The sequence below is a fragment of the Desulfovibrio sp. genome (assembly GCF_034006445.1).
Lineage (GTDB): Bacteria > Desulfobacterota > Desulfovibrionia > Desulfovibrionales > Desulfovibrionaceae > Desulfovibrio.
Genome location: NZ_JAVESS010000003.1, coordinates 54,609 through 74,525, shown reverse-complemented (window position 1 = coordinate 74,525; position 19,917 = coordinate 54,609). Strand labels below are relative to the sequence as shown.

Here is a 19,917-nt window from a genome sequence, read left to right as displayed (position 1 = left end):
CAAAGTCTTTCAGTGCGACAGCGCCCTACTGTTCTGTCGCCCTTGCTCCGGTTCTTTCCTCAACGGCCCTGAGCAGCACGCCTTCGGCCTGGGCGGCCAGGCGGCGCGGGGAGTAGCGCTTTTCAATGAAGGCGCGCAGCGCTTCCGGGTCTGCGGGCGCGGCGTAGATGCGCCGCACGTCGTCCAGGGTATCGGCGATGTACTGCTTGGGAAAGAAAAATCCCGCGCCCCAGAAGTTGTTGATAATGGGCTTGATGCCCTTGCACATGGCTTCGGCGATGTTGTAGCCGAAGCTTTCAAAAATGCTGGCGGATATCAGGCAATCCTTGTCTTCAAGCCAGTCATTCATCCTGTCTCTGGGTACGTTTTTTTCAAAAAACACGTGGTTCTTGAGGCCAAGATTGGCAATCATGAAGGTGAGGTAGGTGAAGGTGCGCTGTTCTTCAACGCCGCCGTGCGGCTCTGCGGTCAGGTGCAGCGTGAGGGAGGGATCGTCCCGCCAGAGCGTGTGGAACATCTGGAGCGCATAGGGCAGGTTTTTACTGGCGTTCATGGCCAGGCTCACGCAGGCGATTTTTCCGGTGCGCTGGCGTGATGCCTTGAGGGGAAATTTGCGGGCTTCCACGGCATTGAGCATGACTTCGCCCGGCACGTCCGCTGCCTGCGCGTTAAAAAGCTGCTCAATAACAGGAGAGACAAAAATCATTCTGGATATGTTTTTCCACACGATGCCAAGGGGCACAAAGCATTCATAGCTGTGCAGGCGGCAAACCAGGGGGCAGGCGTCTTCCACAAGGCTGGCCGCATGGGCATGCGAGGCCGCCCATTCCAGCCAGGCCACATCGGCCCAGTGCAGAAGGGCCTGTATTGCATCCATATCTATGGTGTCGGAAACGCGCACTTCATGCCGCGCGGAGAGTTCCTCCACAATGCCTTGCAAAAAGTAGTCTGTGCCTTTGCCGTGCAAGAATGCAATTTTCATGGGCCACCTCGCAGGGGTGTTTTTTGCGCGGCCAGCTCCTCCGCGTGGCTGCGCCAACTGCCAAAGAAAAATGCCGGGATCTACAGCGGCTGTGCGTCTGCATGCTTAGAGCATTTTACCTTTGAAAAAGTGTAAATGCTCCAAGGCTGCGCGACAGTGCAGCGCGCCACAACGTGGCGTGGATTCAGGCGAAAGTCACATTTTTCGGCTGAATGAAAACTTTGAAATGTGTAGCATTTCAAAGTTAATCTGCTCTAGTGGTAATGCGTCTGACGGCTTTTCGCAAGGCTGCGGCAAGGGGGCGGGCTGTGGCGTGGCAGGCTGTGGGGTGCAGGCAGCAAAAAGCCCTTACGGTTCAACTCCATAAGGGCTTGAGGTCGAAGTTTTTGGCTGACAGGATGCGGCCGTTCTCGCGCGGGCGCGCCTGTCCAGTCGGGCTGCGTTTCATTTCATAGCTTATGGCGCGTTTTTACCGCAGTTTGAATGCAAAGGGCAGCACCACCAGCGTGTTCACCGGCTGACCCTTGAGTTTGCCGGGAGCAAAACGCATGCTCTGGGCTGCCTTGAGCGCCGCGTCTTCAAAGTAGCCTTCGGGCGTCGCGCTGATGATCTCGCAGTGGCGGGGCTGGCCGGAGGAGTCCACCACAAGGCGTACCTTGACGGAGCCCTGAATATTCATGCGCCGGGCCTTGTTGGGGTATTCCGGTTCAACGCGGCGGGTAACGCTGGGGCGCTGGTCCAGCGTATCGATCTCATAGGCGCTGAGGCCGCCCATTGCGCGTGGCTGCGGCCCGGCCGGGGCTGCCGGAGGGCTTGGCGGCGCAGGCGCAACGGCCTCTTTGGGCACGGGAGCGTCGCTCTTTTTGGGGCTGATTTTTTTGACATCCGGCTTGGGCTGCACAGGCTTTGGTGGCTGGACTTCCTGCTTTTGGGGAACCGGTTCCGGAGGCGGCGCCGGGGCATCCGGCACAGCAGGCGGGGTCTGCGGCAGGTTGGGGGCCGGGGCAAATTCTGCAAGAGCCACGCGATACACCCTTTCCGCGTTATTGGGCGCTTCCTTTGCCAGAAAAATAAAGCCGCCCAGCAGCAGCGCGTGCATGCTTACGGAAAAAGCCAGGGTTATGCTACGGGCGGCTGTCATCATGGCAGTGTGCCTTTCTTCGCGTCCTGTGCCGCATTTGTGCCCGTACCGTTGGTCGGCCCGTCGTCGGAGCCGTCAGGCACGGATGTGGTCACAAGCCCCACGTCGCTGACGCCCGCCCCGCGGACGCGATCCATGACGTGCATGACCGTGCCGTAGGGCACGTCCTTGTCGGCGCGTACAAAAAGTTGCCGCCCGGCGTTTTTCACGCGCGTGGCGAGCACTTCGGGCAGGTCGGCCATGCCGGTTTCATACTCGTCAAGATACAGCGCCCCGTTGGACTTGATGGTCAAAATGATGTGGTCATCATCAGTGGGCAAAACTTCGGATGTCTCCACCTTGGGCAGCGCCACATCAAGCCCTTCTGTCATCATGGGGGCCGTGACCATAAAGATGATCAGCAGCACCAGCATGACGTCCACAAAAGGCGTGACGTTGATGTCGGCAACAAAATCGTCGTCAGCGGATGAGGCGGCCATGCCTAGCGCTCCCCGGCAAAGCTGATGCCGCTGCTGTGATCCGGCGCTTCATGCTGCAGGCGGTTGAGCAGTTGACCGGCGTAGTTGATGCATATCCCTTCAATATAGATGAGCTTTGCTTTGAAGACGTTGTAGCCGCACACGGCGGGTATGGCCACAAACAGGCCGACGGCCGTGGCTATGAGCGCTTCGGCAATGCCGGGGGCCACCGTGGCCAGCGACACGCTCTTCATCTGCGCGATGGCGGTGAAGGAATGCATGATTCCCCAAACTGTGCCGAACAGGCCGATGAACGGGGCCGTGTTGGCGGCCGTGGCCAGCAGGGCCAGTGAGGACTTGAGCCGCGCGACTTCCTCGGCAATGGCGAAGTGCAGAGCGCGGCGCACGTTGTCGTTAAGCAGGCGTTCTGTGTCGCCCGTGCGGGTGAGGCGGTTGAACTCGCGCACGGCGCGGCGTGTGATGCCGTAGAGGGGCGATTGCCTGTCGGCCTCCATCACGGGCAGGGCATGGTTCAGGCCGCCGGCATCGTCAAAGGCCACAAGCCCTTGCTGGGTACGGCGCTGGGCTGACCGCAACGTCATCCACTTGCCGCACATATAGGCCCAACTGGCCACAGACATAAAAAGCAGCAGCACCAATACGCATTTGGATATGAGCGTGGCCTGCAGCACGGCCTCAAGCATTGGATTCATCTGGCCTCCCCGCTGAATATGAAATTGAAATTCAAAGTAGTCATAGACAGTTCATGTCGCTGTGTCAATGACTGCATTGCGGGAGATGCTATGGAAAATACGCTGAATCTTGATCGTTATGGGATTTTTGCGTGAAGCATGAAAGGAGGAAAATCCGTAGTTCCGCGCGTATAGCCATATTGTAAGCGGCAACGTACTGGATTCATAGCATGCCTGCGCCAGGCAGATGCATGGATTCAAGGGCTGAGATGCCACGTTGGCCGAAAACCAACGTGTACTGGCCCTTTAGGAGCAAAGGCGACTAACAGGATCGGGGGACTTTACGCGTTTTTGTCCCATGCCGTTGTTTTTCGCGCCCGTGCCGTCCGGGGCTGCCATCATCATAGGGCGGAAGAGTCTGCGGCATGCATGGCATCGTGACAAAAGAAAAAGCCCTTACGGCTCGTCTCCGTAAGGGCTTGAAAAATCTGGTTGCGGGGGCAGGATTTGAACCTACGACCTTCGGGTTATGAGCCCGACGAGCTACCGAGCTGCTCCACCCCGCGACACGGCAACAGTGTGTTGTTGCGAAACAGATAAGTAGTCCTTTGGCAACAAAGTGTCAAGCATAATCGCAAAATTATTATTGTGCGTTAAAAATATCAAGCAGATAGGCGAGCTGCTTGGCGCGTGTCGGGCAAGCCCGCACAGGATGCAGACGCCTCCACCGACATGGTGCCCCCTTACCCGCATTGTACACCTCACCACTGCGCACCCTACACGCACGTCCCGTACATCTCGTTTGTCGTGCCCCGCACCCCTCTTCTGTGCATATTCTATTGGGCGCAGTCTATCACCCCACACCAGCACAGGCGTGCATGGGACCGCCGCACAGGGCATTCTGGAACACTTGCCCACATGCATGCAGGCGTCAGCTTCAACCGCATGGCAGCGCAGGAGCCAGCACCGGGGGCCGCGTAGGGGTCTGAGTGAAAGCCTTCATTTCGTGCGTCCACAGCCTGCCCCCCCGGCATATCTAAACGGGCTTGCACTCCGGGGCAAAAATCCGTGCTGGTTTTACGAACAAGTATTTTGGCAATTTTTATTTATAATATTAGTATGTTAAATGCGATAGGAACAGTGCTTACGGCGCGTTGCGACCATCAACGACAGCGATTGCAACAATTTCCCGGTGTTGCAACGCGGCCGGGGTTGGCGTCAATTGCCCCCTCAACGCGCCTGTTAAGAACATTGAATGCAGCGTAAATATTAAATGAAATTGGTATGTTAATCTATTTATGCACAAAGAGGACGCACAGTTGTCTGCAGTCACGCACATGGGTGACACTCTGCCAAGACACGCTGGCAAGACACGCTGGCAAGGACGCTGGCAAGACACGCCAGCAACACACGCCAGCAAGGCATGCCGGCAAGGCACGCTGGCAAGACACGCTGCCAACAAGGCGGGGCTTTCGGTTGCCAGATCGCTTTGTGCAGTATGCAAAAAAGCGCGCCCGCCTGAATGTTCAAGCGGGCGCGCAGTGCGTCAGTACAAAAGCTATTGCTCGTGGAGGGACTTTTCAAGCGGAGGCGGTACGCATCGCGCTCGGGCCGTTTTTGGGCGGCCAGAACAAGGGGGCCGCCGGGTCACTCAAGGCTGACAATCCCGGCGTCCAATCCAAGCTGGCAACCCCGGCAGTCAGGCATTCGTGTCAGGGGGCTGGCCCGGCCAGTCAGGCCAAGAAAGCGGTTCGGTAGACGGCCAGGCGGTTTGACGGTCAGCCCAAGCGGCCAATCGAGCGCACAACCCCGGCGAACAACTCCAACGAACAACCCCGACAAACGGTCGTGTCAGGGGCATGCCCGGCGTCCAATCCAGTCTGGCAACCCCGAAAGTCAGGCCGCTTCAGTGCGGGCTGTGACGTTATGCCGTTTTGCCAGCTTTTTTCTTTTCTTCAGTCTTTCGCAGGGTGAAGGCAAATATGGTGCCCACCAGGGCCACCAGAGCCAGGCACTGAAAGGTGCGCGGCAGGCCGTGATTGTCGGCTATCCATCCCAGCACAGGCGCGAACACGCCGCCCAGGCTCGTGGCCAGACCCAGCGTCACGCCAGAAGCAAAGCCGATATTGCGGGCAAGGTACGTCTGCCCAAGCACGACCAGCGAACTGAAGGGCACGTAGAGAACAAAGCCCAGCAGAGGCAGCATGGCGTAGGCGGCGTAAAGATTGGGCATCAGGCTGAAAGCCAGCACAACGGGCGTGACCAGGGCGAATGCCAGGCGCACGATGGCACGGAAGCCATATTTGTCGGCCAGAACGCCGCCAAGTATGTTGCTCAAGACGCCGAACGTGCAAAAGACGGTCAGGGCCACGGCTCCGGCGGCCTTGCTTTGGCCAAAGCCGCTCACCCAGTACAGGGGAATAAAGGTGTTAAAGCCGATAAAAAGAATGGAGCGCGTAATGATGGCTCCGGTGAGCTTTGAAAACTCGTGCCAGTTATTTTGCAGCGCGGCGTCTTCGCCGGATTTTGCCTTGTCGCCTGCGGCGTTTGCAGCGCCCTTGGGCTGCCCGTAGGCCGCCTCAGCGGTACGTTGCGCCGCCGCAGCCGCTTCGGGCGCGACCATGCGCATGATGAGCAGCAGAAGAATCGAGGCCATGACCGTGCCCAGCAGGCCGAAGATGACCATGCCCGGCATGCCGAACATGGTCAGAAAAAACGTGGCCAGCAGGGGGCCTACCACAAAGCCCGCGTTGCCGCCGATGGAAAAAATGCTCATGCCCGTGCCCTTGCTGTCGCCGGACACCTTGTTGGCAAAGCGCGCCCCTTCGGGATGAAAGAGCGCCGCGCCCACGCCGCTGACGCCAATGGCCGCGAAAATGGCCCAGTAGCTGGACATAAAGCCAACGGCGGTCAGGCCGATGCCCGCCAGAAACACGCCCAGTGGAATAAGCCAGGGCTTGGAGAGCCTGTCCGCCATGAGGCCGAAGATCGGCTGAATGATGGACGAAAGGCAGGAGTATGCGAACATCAGTCCGCCCGTGGCCTGATACGACAGCCCGTAATGCGTGCGCAAAAAGGGCAGAACAGCGGGGAGAGCCCCGCCGTTTACGTCGCAGGACAGATGCCCCAGTGACACAAGTGATATCTTTTTTTTGTCCATCGGCGCAACCTACACTAATACCACAGTAAAACCAAGGAGGGGGCACAGTAAAATTTTATACAATCATGCATATTGGTTGAAATAAATGGGCTGCATTTTTTAAGGAAACGCTGATGTATTCCGCTTGGCGGTTTTGCTTCACTTTTTTTGAAACAGTCGAGGACGGAAGAGCCCACTCCGGCTTCAAAAAAAGATCGCGCCTTGCCAAACGAAACAACTGCGCGTTTTCAAGAGGCTCTTTAATCAGTGCTTCCTTAACTGCAATGTGCCTTGCCTGCGCGGCGTCTTTGCCGCAGGGCCGCAGCGGGGCTGTGCCCGCCTGCCCCGCGCCGTTGACGCGCTTGCCCCCCTCGCATAATCATGAACGCAACAGTATGAACATCTGTAACGTCAAAACCAAGCCCGTGCCAGCCAAAACCCCGGCGGATTACGCGGCCTGCGCGGATATCTGGCTTGAAGCGTCCCTGTTGGCGCACGATTTTGTCCCCCCGGCGCTGTGGACTGCGCAGCGTGAGGCCATGGCGCGGCACTATCTGCCCGCATCGCAGGTGACAGTTTTTCGGCATGCTGGCCGTCCCATTGCCTTTGCCGCCGTGTGCAGTCCTGACGGCGAAGACCTGCTTGCCGCGCTTTTTGTGGCTCCGGCTTTCTGGCGCAAGGGGTTCGGCAGTGCGCTTCTGCGGCATGTGCTGCGTGGGCGTGTCCGGCTTCGGCTCGATGTGTACTGCGCCAACACAGGGGCGCAGGCATTTTACAAAAGCATGGGCTTCGTGCCCGTGGGCGAAAGCCTTTGCGGTCACACCGGGCAGCCGCAAATGGCCATGCTGTGGACAGCGCCCGCACTGCCGCAAGAGTAAGGTTTACAAGATGATACTGAGATCCCAAACGCGCAAAGCCGTCAACGCCGCGCACAACACCCCGCCGCGAGGCGTGGAAGCCCCGGTGCAACGGGAGCCCGCATGAGCCCGACCTCACGTATGAATGCCAATGGTTCTGAATCCGCCGCACTGCCCCAGGACGCGCGGCTCCAGGCCGCTCAGCTCCAGGACGCTCAGCCCCAGGTCGCCCTGCCTCAAGTTGCGCTGTTGGGCACGGGAGGCACCATTGCCGGGGTGGCCGACACTCCGCTGGAGCAGATAAGCTATCAGGCCGGCGTATTGTCCGTGGAGTGCATGCTGGAAAGCCTGCCCGGCATCGAAGGGGTGGCGCGTATTGCCAGCCGCCAGTGCGGCAACCTGCCCAGCGAGGACATGCGCCCCTGCCACTGGGCCAAACTTGGGCGCGACTGCGCTCAAGCGCTGGAAGACGAAGACATGTGCGGCGTTGTGCTTACCCACGGCACCGACACCCTTGAAGAATCGGCCTTCTACCTGCACCTGACCATGAACAGTTCCAAGCCTGTGGTGCTCACAGGGGCCATGCGTCCGGCCACCTCGCTCAGCGCGGACGGCCCCATCAATATAAGGGACGCCGTGGCCGTGGCTGCCAGCCCGCAGGCGCGGGCGCGCGGGGCGCTCATCGTCATGAACGGGCGCATCATTTCGGCCCGCACGGCGGTCAAGGCCGGAACGCTGGACGTGGAAGCCTTTCGCGCTCTGGAATCCGGCCTGCTCGGCCGCGTCATCAACGGGCAGCCCGTCTTCTATCACAGCGGCGAGGACGGCCCAGTCCTGGCCGGAACGTACGCTGCCCATGCCGGGAAGGACAATCTGCCGCGCGTGGATGTGCTCTACGCCTGCGCGGGCATGCCGCTGGACGCCACGCTCTTTTCTCTGGAGCGTTCGTCCGGGCTGGTGGTGGCGGGCATGGGCAACGGCTCCATGCCGTCAGATATCCGCAAGGCTCTGGACCTGGCCGTCAGGGAAGGCAAGCCCGTGGTGCGCGCCAGCCGCACGGGGGGCGCTCCGGTGACGGATCTTGAAGAATATGCGTCGTTCATCGCTTCGGGCATGCTTTCAACTCCCAAGGCGCGGGTACTGCTCATGCTGGCCCTGGCCGAGGCCGAACGTCAGGGAGCGCACGACCCCGAAGCGCGGGTGGCCAGCGTGCGCCGCGCCTTCACGCATTGCCGCGAGGTCTAGGCGTTTTCAGCAAGCTCTCCGCTTTCAGGGCCGCACCGCTTTACTGGCAGCGCCCTGCGGGTGTTTCAGGCACGGAATGATCAATCCTTGCCTGCGGGGCGTAAAAGAAGCACAATCGCCCATCGCATTTTGGAGCCCGGCGTCCAGCAAGGTTCCCGCGTTGGAACGGCTGCCGCGAAGCCCAGTACGGCTGTACGGCTGTACGGCTGTGCCGTTGCGACAGCGCGCGCCGTGACGAGCGTGTTTTGAACAGTGTGACCGCACGTACCCAACGTGAATTCGCTCTAGCCTGAAGGAGCCGCAGAAGCATGTCCTACCGCTTCATTCCCCAGCTTGATGATGCAGATATCCGCCGCCAGCAGGAAGAAGGCTTGGCTAACACCCTGGCCCGCGTCTGGAATTCTCCCCAGTATGGCAGCAAGCTTCGCGCCTGTGGACTGAAGCCCGGCGACCAGCTTGGGCTGGACGACCTTGCCCGCCTGCCCACGGTGGACGTGGACGACCTGCGCGAGGGCTATCCCCTGCCCCTGCTCTGCGTTCCGCCCACCGACGTTGTGCGCATCCACGCCTCCAGCGGCACCACCGGCAAGCGTAAAATTCTGGCCTATACCGCTGCGGATGTGGACACATTCAATCTGCAGATGGCCCGCTGCTATGAACTGGCCGGGCTTACGGCTGAAGATCGCATGCAGATTGCCGTGGGCTATGGCCTCTGGACGGCGGGCGTGGGCTTTCAGGGCGGCAGCGAAAAGCTTGGCATGCTGACCGTGCCTGTGGGGCCGGGCAACCTTGAGATGCACCTGCAGCTTTTGCAAGACCTTGAAACTACCTGTTTTGGGGCCACGGCATCCATGGCCCTGCTGCTGGCCGAGGAAGTGGAGCGGGCGGATCTGGGCAAAAAAATCAAGCTGCGCAAGATGATCTGCGGTTCAGAAGCGCGCAGCGAAAAAATGCGTCAGACCATCGAAAGCAAGCTGGGACTTCAGGGCTGTTACGACATCGCGGGCATGACCGAAATGTACGGCCCCGGTACGGCCATTGACTGCGACGCGCACGAGGGCCTGCACTACTGGGCCGACCTCTTCATCATAGAAGTGCTTGATCCCGTCACCCTGCAGCCCGTTGCCGAAGGCGAAGTGGGTGAAATGGTGGTCACCAGCCTGCGCAAGGAGGCCGTGCCCCTGCTGCGCTACCGCACCCACGACCTGTGCCGCCTGCTGCCGGGCCGGTGTTCCTGCGGACTGAACATGCCCAGGCACGATCGCATCCTTGGCCGTTCCGACGACATGCTCATCTACCGGGGGGTCAACATTTACCCCGGTCAGTATATGGCCGTCATAGGCGAATTTACGGAACTCGGCGGTGAATACCAGGTGGAGCTCACCCGCGACGAGCGCGGCCTTGACCATCTGACCCTCACTGTAGAGCGCGCCCAGGGCGTTGGCAGCGGCAATGACGCCGCACTGGCGCAGGCTCTGGAACACCGGTTGCACAAGGCCATACTGGCCCGCATGCAGGTGGTTGTGGTGGACTATGCCACATTGCCGCGCACGTTCAGCAAGTCGCGTCGCGTTGTGGACAAGCGCTGAGACGGGTTCGGCTAGCCGCTACAGTGCGGTCAGGTTGAAATGCTTTGTGGGGGAGGGACCCTTTTGCAAAAGGGTCTCCTCCCCCACGCCCCCACCCCCTAAAACCTTTATTGCCTGTCCGTAGCGCGGGAATAGTCCCTGTTGCCTTCATTGTTCCCATTACATTCATTGATCAGCGCCTCCGAAACTGGACAGTTTCGGAGGCGCTATTTTTTCAGGGCTGGTAGGGGCGCTGTTTTTAGCTGGCAATAGGCGAGGCAGGCTCACCTATGTAGTCTGCAGTCCGTTGTGCCGCAGCCGCCAGCTAATGCGCAAAGAACCATGAACAAAGGGCACTGCGCAAAGGACACTGCCGGAGCACTGTGAACGCATGTATATTTCTTTTATTTTTAGTAACATATGCTCAGTGGCATCCAAGGGAAAGAGAACGGATATGGTGCTGTGCCCATACCGCGCGAAAACAATCTTTTGAAAATATATGATTCTGTATAAAAGTATAAGATGCTAGTAGATATTGAGGTTGTTCATCCGCGTGATAGAGTGTGGCGTGCTCCAGGACGCTTTTTGATGCTTGACAAAGAATACTAAAACACTATTATTAAGATGTGAGCCTGCTCACGCGATCTGCCCAGAAGGTCGCTCCCCCTGCCTTATTTGGCTTTTTACAAGCCCGGCAAATGGTTTCAAGCTTTTGCCTGTTCTATTCTTTCAGTAAATATCTTTAAAATACACATGGTTGTCCTGCTGTGTTGCTACGGCCTTTCGCATTGCGAAGGGCGCACGCAACGCCCTGGCAGGGCTCCGGGGCAGATTTGGCCTTTGCGCCACCTGTACTCTTTCAGGCCCTGTCCGGATACACTTTAGGAGTTTTGTTATGGCAAATATTCATCTTACCCGTCCGAAGTTCGGACAGCAGACCACGATCGCCAATGCTGCGGAAGACAGCATTGTTCTGGATTTTCCCACCACTGATGCCACGCTGAGCCGCGAAGGCGACGCCCTGACCTTTACGTTTGAGGACGGCGCAAAAATTCGTCTTGACGGTTTTTATACCGACTATACCAGTGAAAATACACCCGATTTTATCGTGGATGGGCAAATGGTTTCCGGCAAGGACTTTTTCAGCGCCCTGGGGCAGGAGGATCTCATGCCCGCAGCCGGGCCAACGGCCGCCACGCGCAATGCACATTATACGGAACACGCCGATTCCAGCCTTGATTCGGGTATTGACCATCTTGGCGGCCTGGACTGGAGCATGCAGACAGCCAGCGTCGCTCAGGACACGCTGGCCACGGACAGCCTGCTTGGCCGCGATGACGGCGGCCAGGGGCCGGACGTGCCCGGAACCGGCGGCGGTGGCGGCGGTGGCGGTACCCCCGCCATCTACCATGCGCGCCTTGTGGTGGGTTCTGACGCCGGTCAGTCCATGGTGTTTCAGGCCATTGACGAAAACGGCAACCTTGTCACGGACGCCAGCCAGGTGAGCCTGGCCTTTGCGGGCGGCTCTTCGGCCTATTTCAATGCCCCGGTTGTGGACCCCGTCACCGGCCTTGTCACCGTCACACTTACGGCGGCGGGGCAGGCCGCTCTGGCCGCTGGCGAAAAGTTTGACTCCGTGCTTGAAGTGACCGTTGGTGGAAAGACCTACAATATGGAGCTGCTGGGCAATGACAGTTCCTCCTACGACTCTGCGCAACGCGAAGCTGAAACAGACCTTGGCGGCCCCCTCAAGGGCGAATGGTACGATTCGCACGGCATGAATGTTAATGGAGAAAAAATCACGCTGGGCGGCGAGGACTACAGCAGCGCTGTTGTGGAAAACACCACGGCTTCCGGCAATGCCTATGGCGCACTCAATACGGACATTACCTTTGCGCATGACAGCGCGGGCAAGATAGACGTTTCCGCCAGGGCCGAAAACGGCAATGCCTACGGTACCTCCGCATATGGCAGACCTGGCGGTGGGACCATCACCATTGACGCCGGAACAAAGGGCGATGTGAACATGGCCGCATCGGCGGACGGTGGATCGAGCATGGCTCTGATCACCGGAGGCGACAAGGACGGCAGTGGCAATTTTTATCAGGCGACAGCCAATGTGCACGGCAAGGACATAAACTTCACGGCTGGAGCCAATGAAAAGACCGCCGCAGGCATATGGGGGGGCGGCAAGTCCACCGTGAACGTGCAGGCCGAGGGCGACGTGAACTTCTCCAGTTCCGTCACAGGCGGCACTGTCAACTATATGGCGACTTCTGTGTATACCAAGGACCAGGCCGTTGTGAACATCAGCGGGCAGAACGTCAGCGGTGAAACCAATGCTTATAAGGGCGGCGGTGCGGATGGCACGGTCATGAGCAGCGTGTTCCGCACCACGGCGGGCACGGCCATCAATATCGATACCGCCAGCGACGGCAAGTTCAGCGCCACGGCCTATCAGGAAACATCGCCGTATGACAGTCCCTACACCGGCGTTTCCTGGACAGGCGGCCGGGCGGCGGGCTTTACCTCCCTGGGGCTTGCGGCCTCCGGCAACCTGAATCAGGCCGGTCAGGGCGACAAGTCGGCCATCAACATCAACGCGGGTGATGTGGACATTTCCGCCACGGTGGACGCCGCATCCCCCAAGGGCACGGCCGCTGCCATCTATGCGGGCTATGGCGGCGACGTCAAGCTCAATACCTCGGGTACGGACAATGAATTGAACATCACGGCCGATGCACCCAGTTGGGGCGTCAGCATTTTCTCCACCAACTACGGTACGACTACCATCAATACCGGAGCAGGAGACGATATCATCAACCTCAATGCCTCTGCCCACAACGGCGCTGCGGCCATCGGTCTTGGCGCGCAGGCAAGCGGCCAGAACTTCATCAACGGCGGCGACGGCAATGACACGCTGAACATTAACGCCACCTTTACAGGCACCCATACGCTGTCCACCGACTACATGGGCACTACGCCTGCGGGCGCTTTCGGCATGAACGCGGCCTGGGGCGGCGCATTCAACAAGATCAGCAATATTGAAAATGTGAACATCACAGCCGATGCCAGCGGCAGCGACACCGGCTGGGCCTACGGCATGTATGCGCATGAAGACTGGCACGGCGCTGTCAAAAACATCATTGAAAGTACAGACAGCCCCATTACGGTGGTCATCACGGCCAAGGCCGGAACCGCCGGACAGGCCTACGCCATGTACGGCGTCCAGAATGCCTCCAATATCATTCAGGGCGGCAGCAAGGCCGGAGACGCGCACGGCGACAGCATCACGCTTACGGGCGATATCGGCGGCAGCTACAACACTGCCAACACCATCAATACCGGCAGCGGCAATGACCACATCGAAATCAACGGCAGCCTGCGCGGCGGAAAAAACACCTTCAACATGGGCGATGGCAACGACATCTTCACGTTGAACGGCAATATCGCGGACGGCACCAACAAGATTGTGATGGGCACTGGTGATAGCCACGTGAATATCCACGGTGATATTACCGGCGGCTCCACCAGCATCAGCCTCGGCGCAGGCAATGACGTCGTGACCCTTGACGGCCACGTGCAGGGCAACCACCTCACCATCACTGGCGGCGACGGCTATGACCTGCTTGTGCTCAAGGCCGATTCCTACGCCGACTTTGTCGCCAAGTACGACACCTGGCTGCAAAACAACCTGAGCTCTATCGAGGTTGAGGGCATTCACGTGAGCGTCAACGGCCTGAGCGCCGCTGACCAGGCAGATCTGCACGCTTACCTGAACAGCGGCCATTTCAACGGCTATGACGTCACGTATTCTGACAGCACCGTGCCCTTCTCGGCTGCCATGGCTGACGATTTGCCCGACGGCTACCGCGAGGCGGGGCTTTCACACCACGGCGATCACGACGGCGGCTCCGGGGATTCTGGCGGCGATGCTTCTGCCTTCAGCCAGAACGCGCACTCCGACAGTGTGAGCGATGATATGAGCACACTGGCGGCGCAGCACCAGATACACTCCGAGTTCGGCGTCTAGAGCAGTTTACGAATGAAATGAGTTAAATGCTCTGCAAGGATTTTTCTGAAAATCCTTGCCACGAAATGCGAGTAGGCGGGCTTTTGCCTGCCGTACGCGAGCATTTCAAGTGTTAAATGCTCTAGACTGTGTCGTCGCGAGCGCCTTTTCAGGCATTTCTCCGTCGAACTTCGCCTTGATATGACTGAAAAATCATCTCGTGACTACACTGTCTGGGGCAATAGCGCTTTGAAGTGCTTTTGGGGAGGCTGGAGTGCCTTGTGGGGGAGGGACCCTTTTGTAAAAGGGTCTCCCCCCCACGCCCCCACCCCCTAAAACTTTTATTATAGAGCATGCTAGCGTTGGAAAAGATGAAATGTTCCAGCGATCACTGGGGCGTAGATTCTGCCGGAAACCATACCCATCGGCAGAATGACAACACTTCAATGTGAGGCATTTCAACATTGATTTGATCCGCCACAGTACAAGGTACTTCCTGGTTGGAAGCGGGGGGCCAACGGCAGCGTCTTTCAGGCGTCACATCGTTTCACGGTGCATCCGCTCTGGGCAACACTGCCGCTTTGGCATAATGGGGACCGCCGCTCCGGTACATCCGGAGCGGCGGTTTGTTGCGTGCTGGGATCATTTTACCTTTACAATGCGCAGGGGCTCTGCGTGAATATCATGCTGCCCCCCGCTGGACGCTTGCCCGCGAAGTTGCGTCGTGCAATTATGTGACAGCGCGTAGTGGTGAGCCAACACCCTTTGCACCAACACCCTTTTTGGGGGAGACTCCATGCCCACAGGCAACATGCTGAAGCCCTGGCCGCTTCTGGCCGGATATATCTGTCTGGCCGGGGGCGCGTTTGCCCTGTGGGTGCCCATACTCGGCCTGCTGCCTCTGCCGGTGCTTCCCTGCGCCTTTGTGGCGCGGCGCATAGCCATGGCGCGTCAGGACGTTGTGGCGGCGGAGCACGCACGCTGGCAACTGCGTACGTTCTGGCTGCTCTTCATGCTGCTGGTGGGCCTGATGGGACTGTTTGCGGCGGTGGGTATTGTTTTCAGCGAGGCTGCGGTTCTGGATCTTGTGGAAGGTATAGGCGATGCCTACAGCGCCAACCAGATAGACATGGGCGTGGTGCTGGAACGGTTCTGGGCCATTAACGAAATCCGCTATTTTACCTGGGCGGGCCTGTTTTGGCTGATGCTGGCGCAGGTGTGGCCGCTCAAGCGTATTATTCAGGGCATTTGGGCGCTGTTTGCGGGATGCGTCCCCACAGGGCCGGGGGGCGGCGTAAAATGCCTGGCCCTTGTTGTGGCCTTTGCTGTGCAGGGGGGCATCTTGGCCCTTATATGGGCGATATAGGGCCAAAGGCCTTTCGTAACGCGACGTGACCCCTTTTTGAGGACGCGCAACAGCGCCACACTGTTTCAGTTTGCCGAGGTTTCGCGGTTGGCGTCGTCCTTGACCTGCCGCATGTAGTTGTACACGGTGTAAATGGACACGCGCATGGCCTTGGCCAGATACTGCACCATCCCCTTGATGAGAAAAGCCCCTTCTTCATCCATAATCCGCACAAAATTGATTTTTTCTTCTCTGGTCATGGTGGCGGGATGCTTGCCCGCCCGCCGTATGGCCGTCTCGATGATGGCGTCGCTGGTTTCGCCAAGGCAGGAGGGGAAGGCCTCGCTCATCTCCTTGCCGGGGGCGTTTTCAAAGCGCAGCAGGGCGTGCAGAACACCCTGAAAGCGCTCCAGATCCGTCAGGTCAAAGTGAATGCACACAGCCCCGATGACCTCGCCCTCACTGGTGCGCAAAAAACTGATGGATGACTTGAGCGTCTGCCCTGAGGGCGTTGTGGCGGCATAGGCTATGATGTCCTGTACATTGTCGCCGCCCTGACGCCACGCCTTGGTGACCATATTGGTGGCCGGAGCGCCCACATTGCGCCCTGTAAGGGAACCTTCGATGTGGATGATGGAATGCTCAAGGTCGCTGAAGTCGTGTACCGCCACTTCGCAAAAAGGCCCCAGGGTTCGGGCCACCATGCCGGCCATGCGTTTGGCGTTGGCAAAGATGGCCTGGGCTTCCGCCACGCGGCAGTTGATTTTTTCCACATCCGGCGCATAGGCGCGAGGGGTTCTGGCGGTTCGGCGGGGGGCGGCTGCGGGCCGCGGTGGAGATATCTTGCGACTTTGCTTGGGCATGCGGGCCTCCCGTGAATCACAGCTGCTCATCATGTCCGACAGCAGTGCTTTGCTATGGAATTTTATGTAGGCTACATGAAAAAAACAGTATTGTGTACCCCCCGGCTCCACAAAAAAACGATAAAAATCGGCCATACGTGGTGTGCAGCGCCCTGTCCGGGGTATTTTAGGGCAGACTGCCCGCAGTTTCAGAAAAAGCGTGCGGGCTGCGTCGAAAGGCCCTGCAGGAGGCGCGGTATGGCGCCGGTGGCGGGCAAAAAGGGGCGCCAGGGCGAACGGTGTGGCGGGCAAAAAGGGCGTCAGGCGAGCGGTGTGGAGGGCAAAAAAGGGCGCCAGGGCGAACGGTGTGGCGGGCAAAACAAAAGCCACCCGCGTGGTGCAGACCAGTGGCGGGTGGCTCAGAGGCATAAAGGTACCGTTCCTGGGTGATGCGGCTGTGCAGCCCATCGTACATCCGGAAAAAAGTGCTTTATACGGCGCGGCGATTACGGCTTTTTGGGTTCCTTGGTCAAATCGTCGGTGCTTTCCTTGGCGTGGCGCACAAGAATGGCGGCAGTGCCGGGGGTTTCGCCAAGACCCTTGATATGGGTGTCAACCTTGATGCCGGCCTTTTTAAGCTGGGTAGCCCAGGAGTCGTCCTCGTCGCCTGCAAGGTCGTTGCGGGCATGGTCGCCAGCCACCAGCATGAGCGGGGCGATGACAACGTGCTTGACCTTGGCGGCCTTGAGTTCCTTGAGCAGGTCTTCAAAGCTGCGTGCGCCTTCCACCGTGGCCATGTGGATGTTTTTGTCAGCGGTTTTGAAAACCGAGCGCACGCCTTCAAAGGCCAGGTCTGCGCGGCCATGGCTCTGGCCGTGGCCCATGAGCACAAGGGCGGTGTTTTTGTTGCGCTGGCCCTTGGTGTCGGCCAGGATGGCGGCCAGAAGTTCCTGGGCGTCGGGCTTGGACTCAAGCAGGGGGCGGCCCATAAAAACAGCCTCAAAGCGGCCGGGGTTCTTGCTCACGTCAAGCAGCACGGCCCGTTCAAGGGCGGTAAATTCTTCACCGGCCAGAACATGCAGGGACTGCACGCGCACAACCTTTACGCCGTCCTTGGCCAGCTGGGCCATGCCGTCGCTGATGCCGCCCACAGGATGCCCCTGTTCGGCCAGCTTTTTACGGATGATCTGTGATGTGTAGGCCCAGACCACAGGCGAGCCGGGAAAGGCTTTTTTAAATTCCGCATCCACAGCCTTGAAGGCGGGCTGGGCTTCGGGCACGCTGGTGCCGAAAGCCACCAGCAAAATGCCTTCCTTGGGGGCGGCGTCTGTGGCGTGGCTTGTGCCGTGCACGGCAAGCGCCGCCAGCAGCAGCAGGACAAAAAGCAGCGGGCGAAGCCCGACGTGTGACAGGATGCGCGGCATGGCAACCTCCTCAATATCGCGTTGAAAGGTTCGCAAAAGGGTTATGGCCCCGGCGGGTGTTCGGACTTGAGGGCTGTGTGGCCGCATGGCCAGCGCCTTGGTTTCGCCTTCACCGCTTGCGCGATTGGCTGTCAAACGCCGCCCTTCCTGAGCAGGCGAAAAGAAACCTTGTCCCCTCTTACCGCAGCGCGACTGTTTTCGATTTGCACGAAATTCCCCGCCAAAGGGATACAGGACAACAGGGCGCGTCAAATGTCAAGGAGGGCGGGAGGTTGCGCCAGCCGCCACATGAGGGCCAGCACAGGGGCTGCAGCGCGGCTTTCGTGGCCGCTCAGGCCGTATTTTTCCTTGTTCTTCCGGCAAATTTCTGCTACATATGCGACCTCCCTTTGAAAAAGGGAAATCATGTTTGGAGGCTGGACATATGGCAGGCTTGGAAACCGGGCACGAAACCGAAATGAATTTCGAGAGTGCTCTCGAAAACTACCTCACTTCCGATTTTGGCGACCTTGAAGAAGGCTCTATCACCAAGGGCGAAATCGTTCGCGTGGACGAAGACAATGTACTGGTGGACGTGAACTTCAAGTCCGAGGGGCAGATTCCCGCGGCTGAATTTCGCGATGCCGCCGGCAACATGGTCGTTGCCGTGGGCGACAAGGTGGACGTGTACGTTGTTCGCAAGAACGAAAACGACGGCACCATTACCCTTTCTTTTGAAAAGGCCAAACGCATGCAGGTTTTCGACCAGCTCGAAGACGTGCAGGAAAACAACAGGGTCATCACGGGCCACATTGTACGCCGCATCAAGGGCGGTTACACCGTGGACATCGGCGGAGTCGAGGCATTTTTGCCCGGTTCTCATGTGGATCTGCGTCCCGTGCCGGACATGGACGCCCTGGTCAACCAGGAGTTCGAATTCCGCGTGCTCAAGATCAACCGCCGCCGCAGCAATGTCATTGTTTCGCGCCGCGTGCTGCTTGAAGAAGAACGCGATTCCAAGCGCCAGGATCTGCTGCGCACCCTCGAAGAAAACCAGACTGTGCAGGGCAAGGCCAAGAACATCACCGAATACGGCGTGTTCGTTGACCTGGGCGGCCTCGACGGCCTGCTGCACATCACTGACATGAGCTGGAAGCGCATCCGCCATCCCAAGGAAATGATCACCATCGGTCAGGAACTGACCCTGAAGGTGCTTTCCTTTGATCGCGAAAACAACAAGGTTTCCCTGGGCCTCAAGCAGCTTGTGCCCGATCCGTGGCAGGATATTTCTGCCCGCTTCCCCGAAGGCGCCAAGTGCACCGGCAAAGTCACCAACCTCGTCGATTACGGCGCGTTTGTTGAACTGGAAGCCGGCGTTGAAGGTCTTGTGCATATTTCTGAAATGTCCTGGACCCGCAAGCTGCGTCATCCTTCCCAGATGGTTCACACCGGCGACGAAGTCGAAGTGGTCATCCTGGGCGTTGACGGCGACAAAAAGCGCATCAGCCTCGGCATGAAGCAGGTTCGTCCCAACCCCTGGGAACTGGTGGCCGAGCGCTATCCCGAAGGCACCATCCTTGAAGGCGTCATCAAGAACATCACCGAATTCGGCATGTTCATCGGCATTGAAGACGGCATCGACGGCCTCATCCACGTGTCCGACATTTCCTGGACCAAGAAGGTTCGCCATCCCAACGAAATATACAAGGTCGGCGACACCGTGCAGGCCAAGGTATTGACCGTTGACCAGGAAAGCGAAAAGTTCACCCTGGGCGTCAAGCAGCTGGTGGACGATCCGTGGGGCCATGTGCCCACCACCTACCCCGTGGGCTGCACCATCAAGGGAACCGTGACCAACATCACCGACTTCGGCCTCTTTGTTGAAGTGGAAGAAGGCATTGAAGGCCTGGTGCATGTTTCCGAGCTGTCCAGCAAGAAGGTCAAGACCCCGGCTGAAATCTACAAGGAAGGCCAGGAAATCCAGGCCAAGGTCATCCACGTCAGCGCTGAAGAGCGCCGCCTTGGACTGTCCATCAAGCAGATTCAGGAAGTGGAAGAACGCCGCAAGCCCAAGGAATTCCATTCCGGGCCGCAGGAATCCGGACAGAGCCTGGGCGACCTGCTCAAGCAGAAGTTCGAAGAGAGCGAGAACGGCTAGTCCGTTTGAGAGCAAGTATCAAGGGCGCTTCCAGTGGGAGCGCCCTTTTTGCATCATTGGATTATCGGAATACCT

The 19,917-nt window shown here is 58.9% G+C and carries 13 protein-coding genes, 1 tRNA gene and 1 riboswitch; of the genes, 6 read left to right on the top strand and 8 right to left on the bottom strand.

Translation table 11 applies throughout. The features are described 5' to 3' along the window. Positions 1 to 25 precede the first annotated feature (25 nt). From RBR41_RS05110 to RBR41_RS05085, 6 genes are all read right to left on the bottom strand, one after another. On the bottom strand, positions 26 to 982 hold the full coding sequence (locus RBR41_RS05110; protein ID WP_320351512.1) for a glycosyltransferase: 957 nt from the start codon (positions 980 to 982) through the stop codon (positions 26 to 28). A gap of 469 nt (positions 983 to 1,451) precedes the next feature. Continuing rightward, positions 1,452 to 2,126: an energy transducer TonB gene (locus RBR41_RS05105; RefSeq protein ID WP_320351511.1), complete on the bottom strand. Its 675-nt coding sequence runs from the start codon at positions 2,124 to 2,126 to the stop codon at positions 1,452 to 1,454. Next, positions 2,123 to 2,602, bottom strand: coding sequence for a protein TolR (gene tolR / locus RBR41_RS05100; protein WP_320351510.1), 480 nt, complete (start codon positions 2,600 to 2,602; stop codon positions 2,123 to 2,125). Before tolR ends, RBR41_RS05105 begins: the two co-directional genes overlap by 4 nt. Before the next feature lie 2 nt (positions 2,603 to 2,604). Continuing rightward, positions 2,605 to 3,294, bottom strand: a complete 690-nt coding sequence (locus tag RBR41_RS05095; protein ID WP_320351509.1) for a MotA/TolQ/ExbB proton channel family protein — start codon at positions 3,292 to 3,294, stop codon at positions 2,605 to 2,607. A gap of 468 nt (positions 3,295 to 3,762) precedes the next feature. Next, positions 3,763 to 3,839: transfer RNA gene (locus RBR41_RS05090), tRNA-Met, on the bottom strand. Between the two features lie 1,358 nt (positions 3,840 to 5,197). After that, complete coding sequence (locus RBR41_RS05085; protein ID WP_320351508.1) at positions 5,198 to 6,433, bottom strand: MFS transporter; 1,236 nt, start codon at positions 6,431 to 6,433, stop codon at positions 5,198 to 5,200. A gap of 374 nt (positions 6,434 to 6,807) precedes the next feature. Between RBR41_RS05085 and RBR41_RS05080 the strand changes: the two genes are divergently transcribed. The 5 genes from RBR41_RS05080 to RBR41_RS05060 all read left to right on the top strand — a co-directional run bounded on the left by RBR41_RS05080 (position 6,808) and on the right by RBR41_RS05060 (position 15,460). After that, positions 6,808 to 7,290 (top strand): GNAT family N-acetyltransferase, encoded by a 483-nt coding sequence (locus tag RBR41_RS05080; RefSeq protein ID WP_320351507.1) that lies wholly within the window; start codon positions 6,808 to 6,810, stop codon positions 7,288 to 7,290. Between the two features lie 102 nt (positions 7,291 to 7,392). Then, on the top strand, positions 7,393 to 8,514 hold the full coding sequence (locus RBR41_RS05075) for an asparaginase (protein ID WP_320351506.1): 1,122 nt from the start codon (positions 7,393 to 7,395) through the stop codon (positions 8,512 to 8,514). 308 nt (positions 8,515 to 8,822) lie between these two features. After that, positions 8,823 to 10,103, top strand: coding sequence for a phenylacetate--CoA ligase (locus RBR41_RS05070; protein ID WP_320351505.1), 1,281 nt, complete (start codon positions 8,823 to 8,825; stop codon positions 10,101 to 10,103). Between the two features lie 874 nt (positions 10,104 to 10,977). Next, entirely contained in the window at positions 10,978 to 14,115 is a 3,138-nt protein-coding gene (locus RBR41_RS05065; RefSeq protein WP_320351504.1) for a hypothetical protein, read from the top strand. Positions 14,116 to 14,890: 775 nt separating this feature from the next. Beyond that, positions 14,891 to 15,460 (top strand): hypothetical protein, encoded by a 570-nt coding sequence (locus tag RBR41_RS05060; protein ID WP_320351503.1) that lies wholly within the window; start codon positions 14,891 to 14,893, stop codon positions 15,458 to 15,460. 65 nt (positions 15,461 to 15,525) lie between these two features. Here the strand turns inward: RBR41_RS05060 and RBR41_RS05055 are convergent, their stop codons facing one another. After that, positions 15,526 to 16,302, bottom strand: a complete 777-nt coding sequence (locus RBR41_RS05055) for a helix-turn-helix transcriptional regulator (protein ID WP_320351502.1) — start codon at positions 16,300 to 16,302, stop codon at positions 15,526 to 15,528. 485 nt (positions 16,303 to 16,787) lie between these two features. Further along, positions 16,788 to 17,705: a sirohydrochlorin cobaltochelatase gene (locus RBR41_RS05050; RefSeq protein ID WP_320351501.1), complete on the bottom strand. Its 918-nt coding sequence runs from the start codon at positions 17,703 to 17,705 to the stop codon at positions 16,788 to 16,790. Positions 17,706 to 17,738: 33 nt separating this feature from the next. Further along, a riboswitch (cobalamin riboswitch) is annotated at positions 17,739 to 17,964 on the bottom strand. Between the two features lie 165 nt (positions 17,965 to 18,129). Between RBR41_RS05050 and RBR41_RS05045 the strand changes: the two genes are divergently transcribed. Continuing rightward, complete coding sequence (locus tag RBR41_RS05045; protein WP_179980415.1) at positions 18,130 to 19,842, top strand: 30S ribosomal protein S1; 1,713 nt, start codon at positions 18,130 to 18,132, stop codon at positions 19,840 to 19,842. Positions 19,843 to 19,917 lie beyond the last annotated feature (75 nt).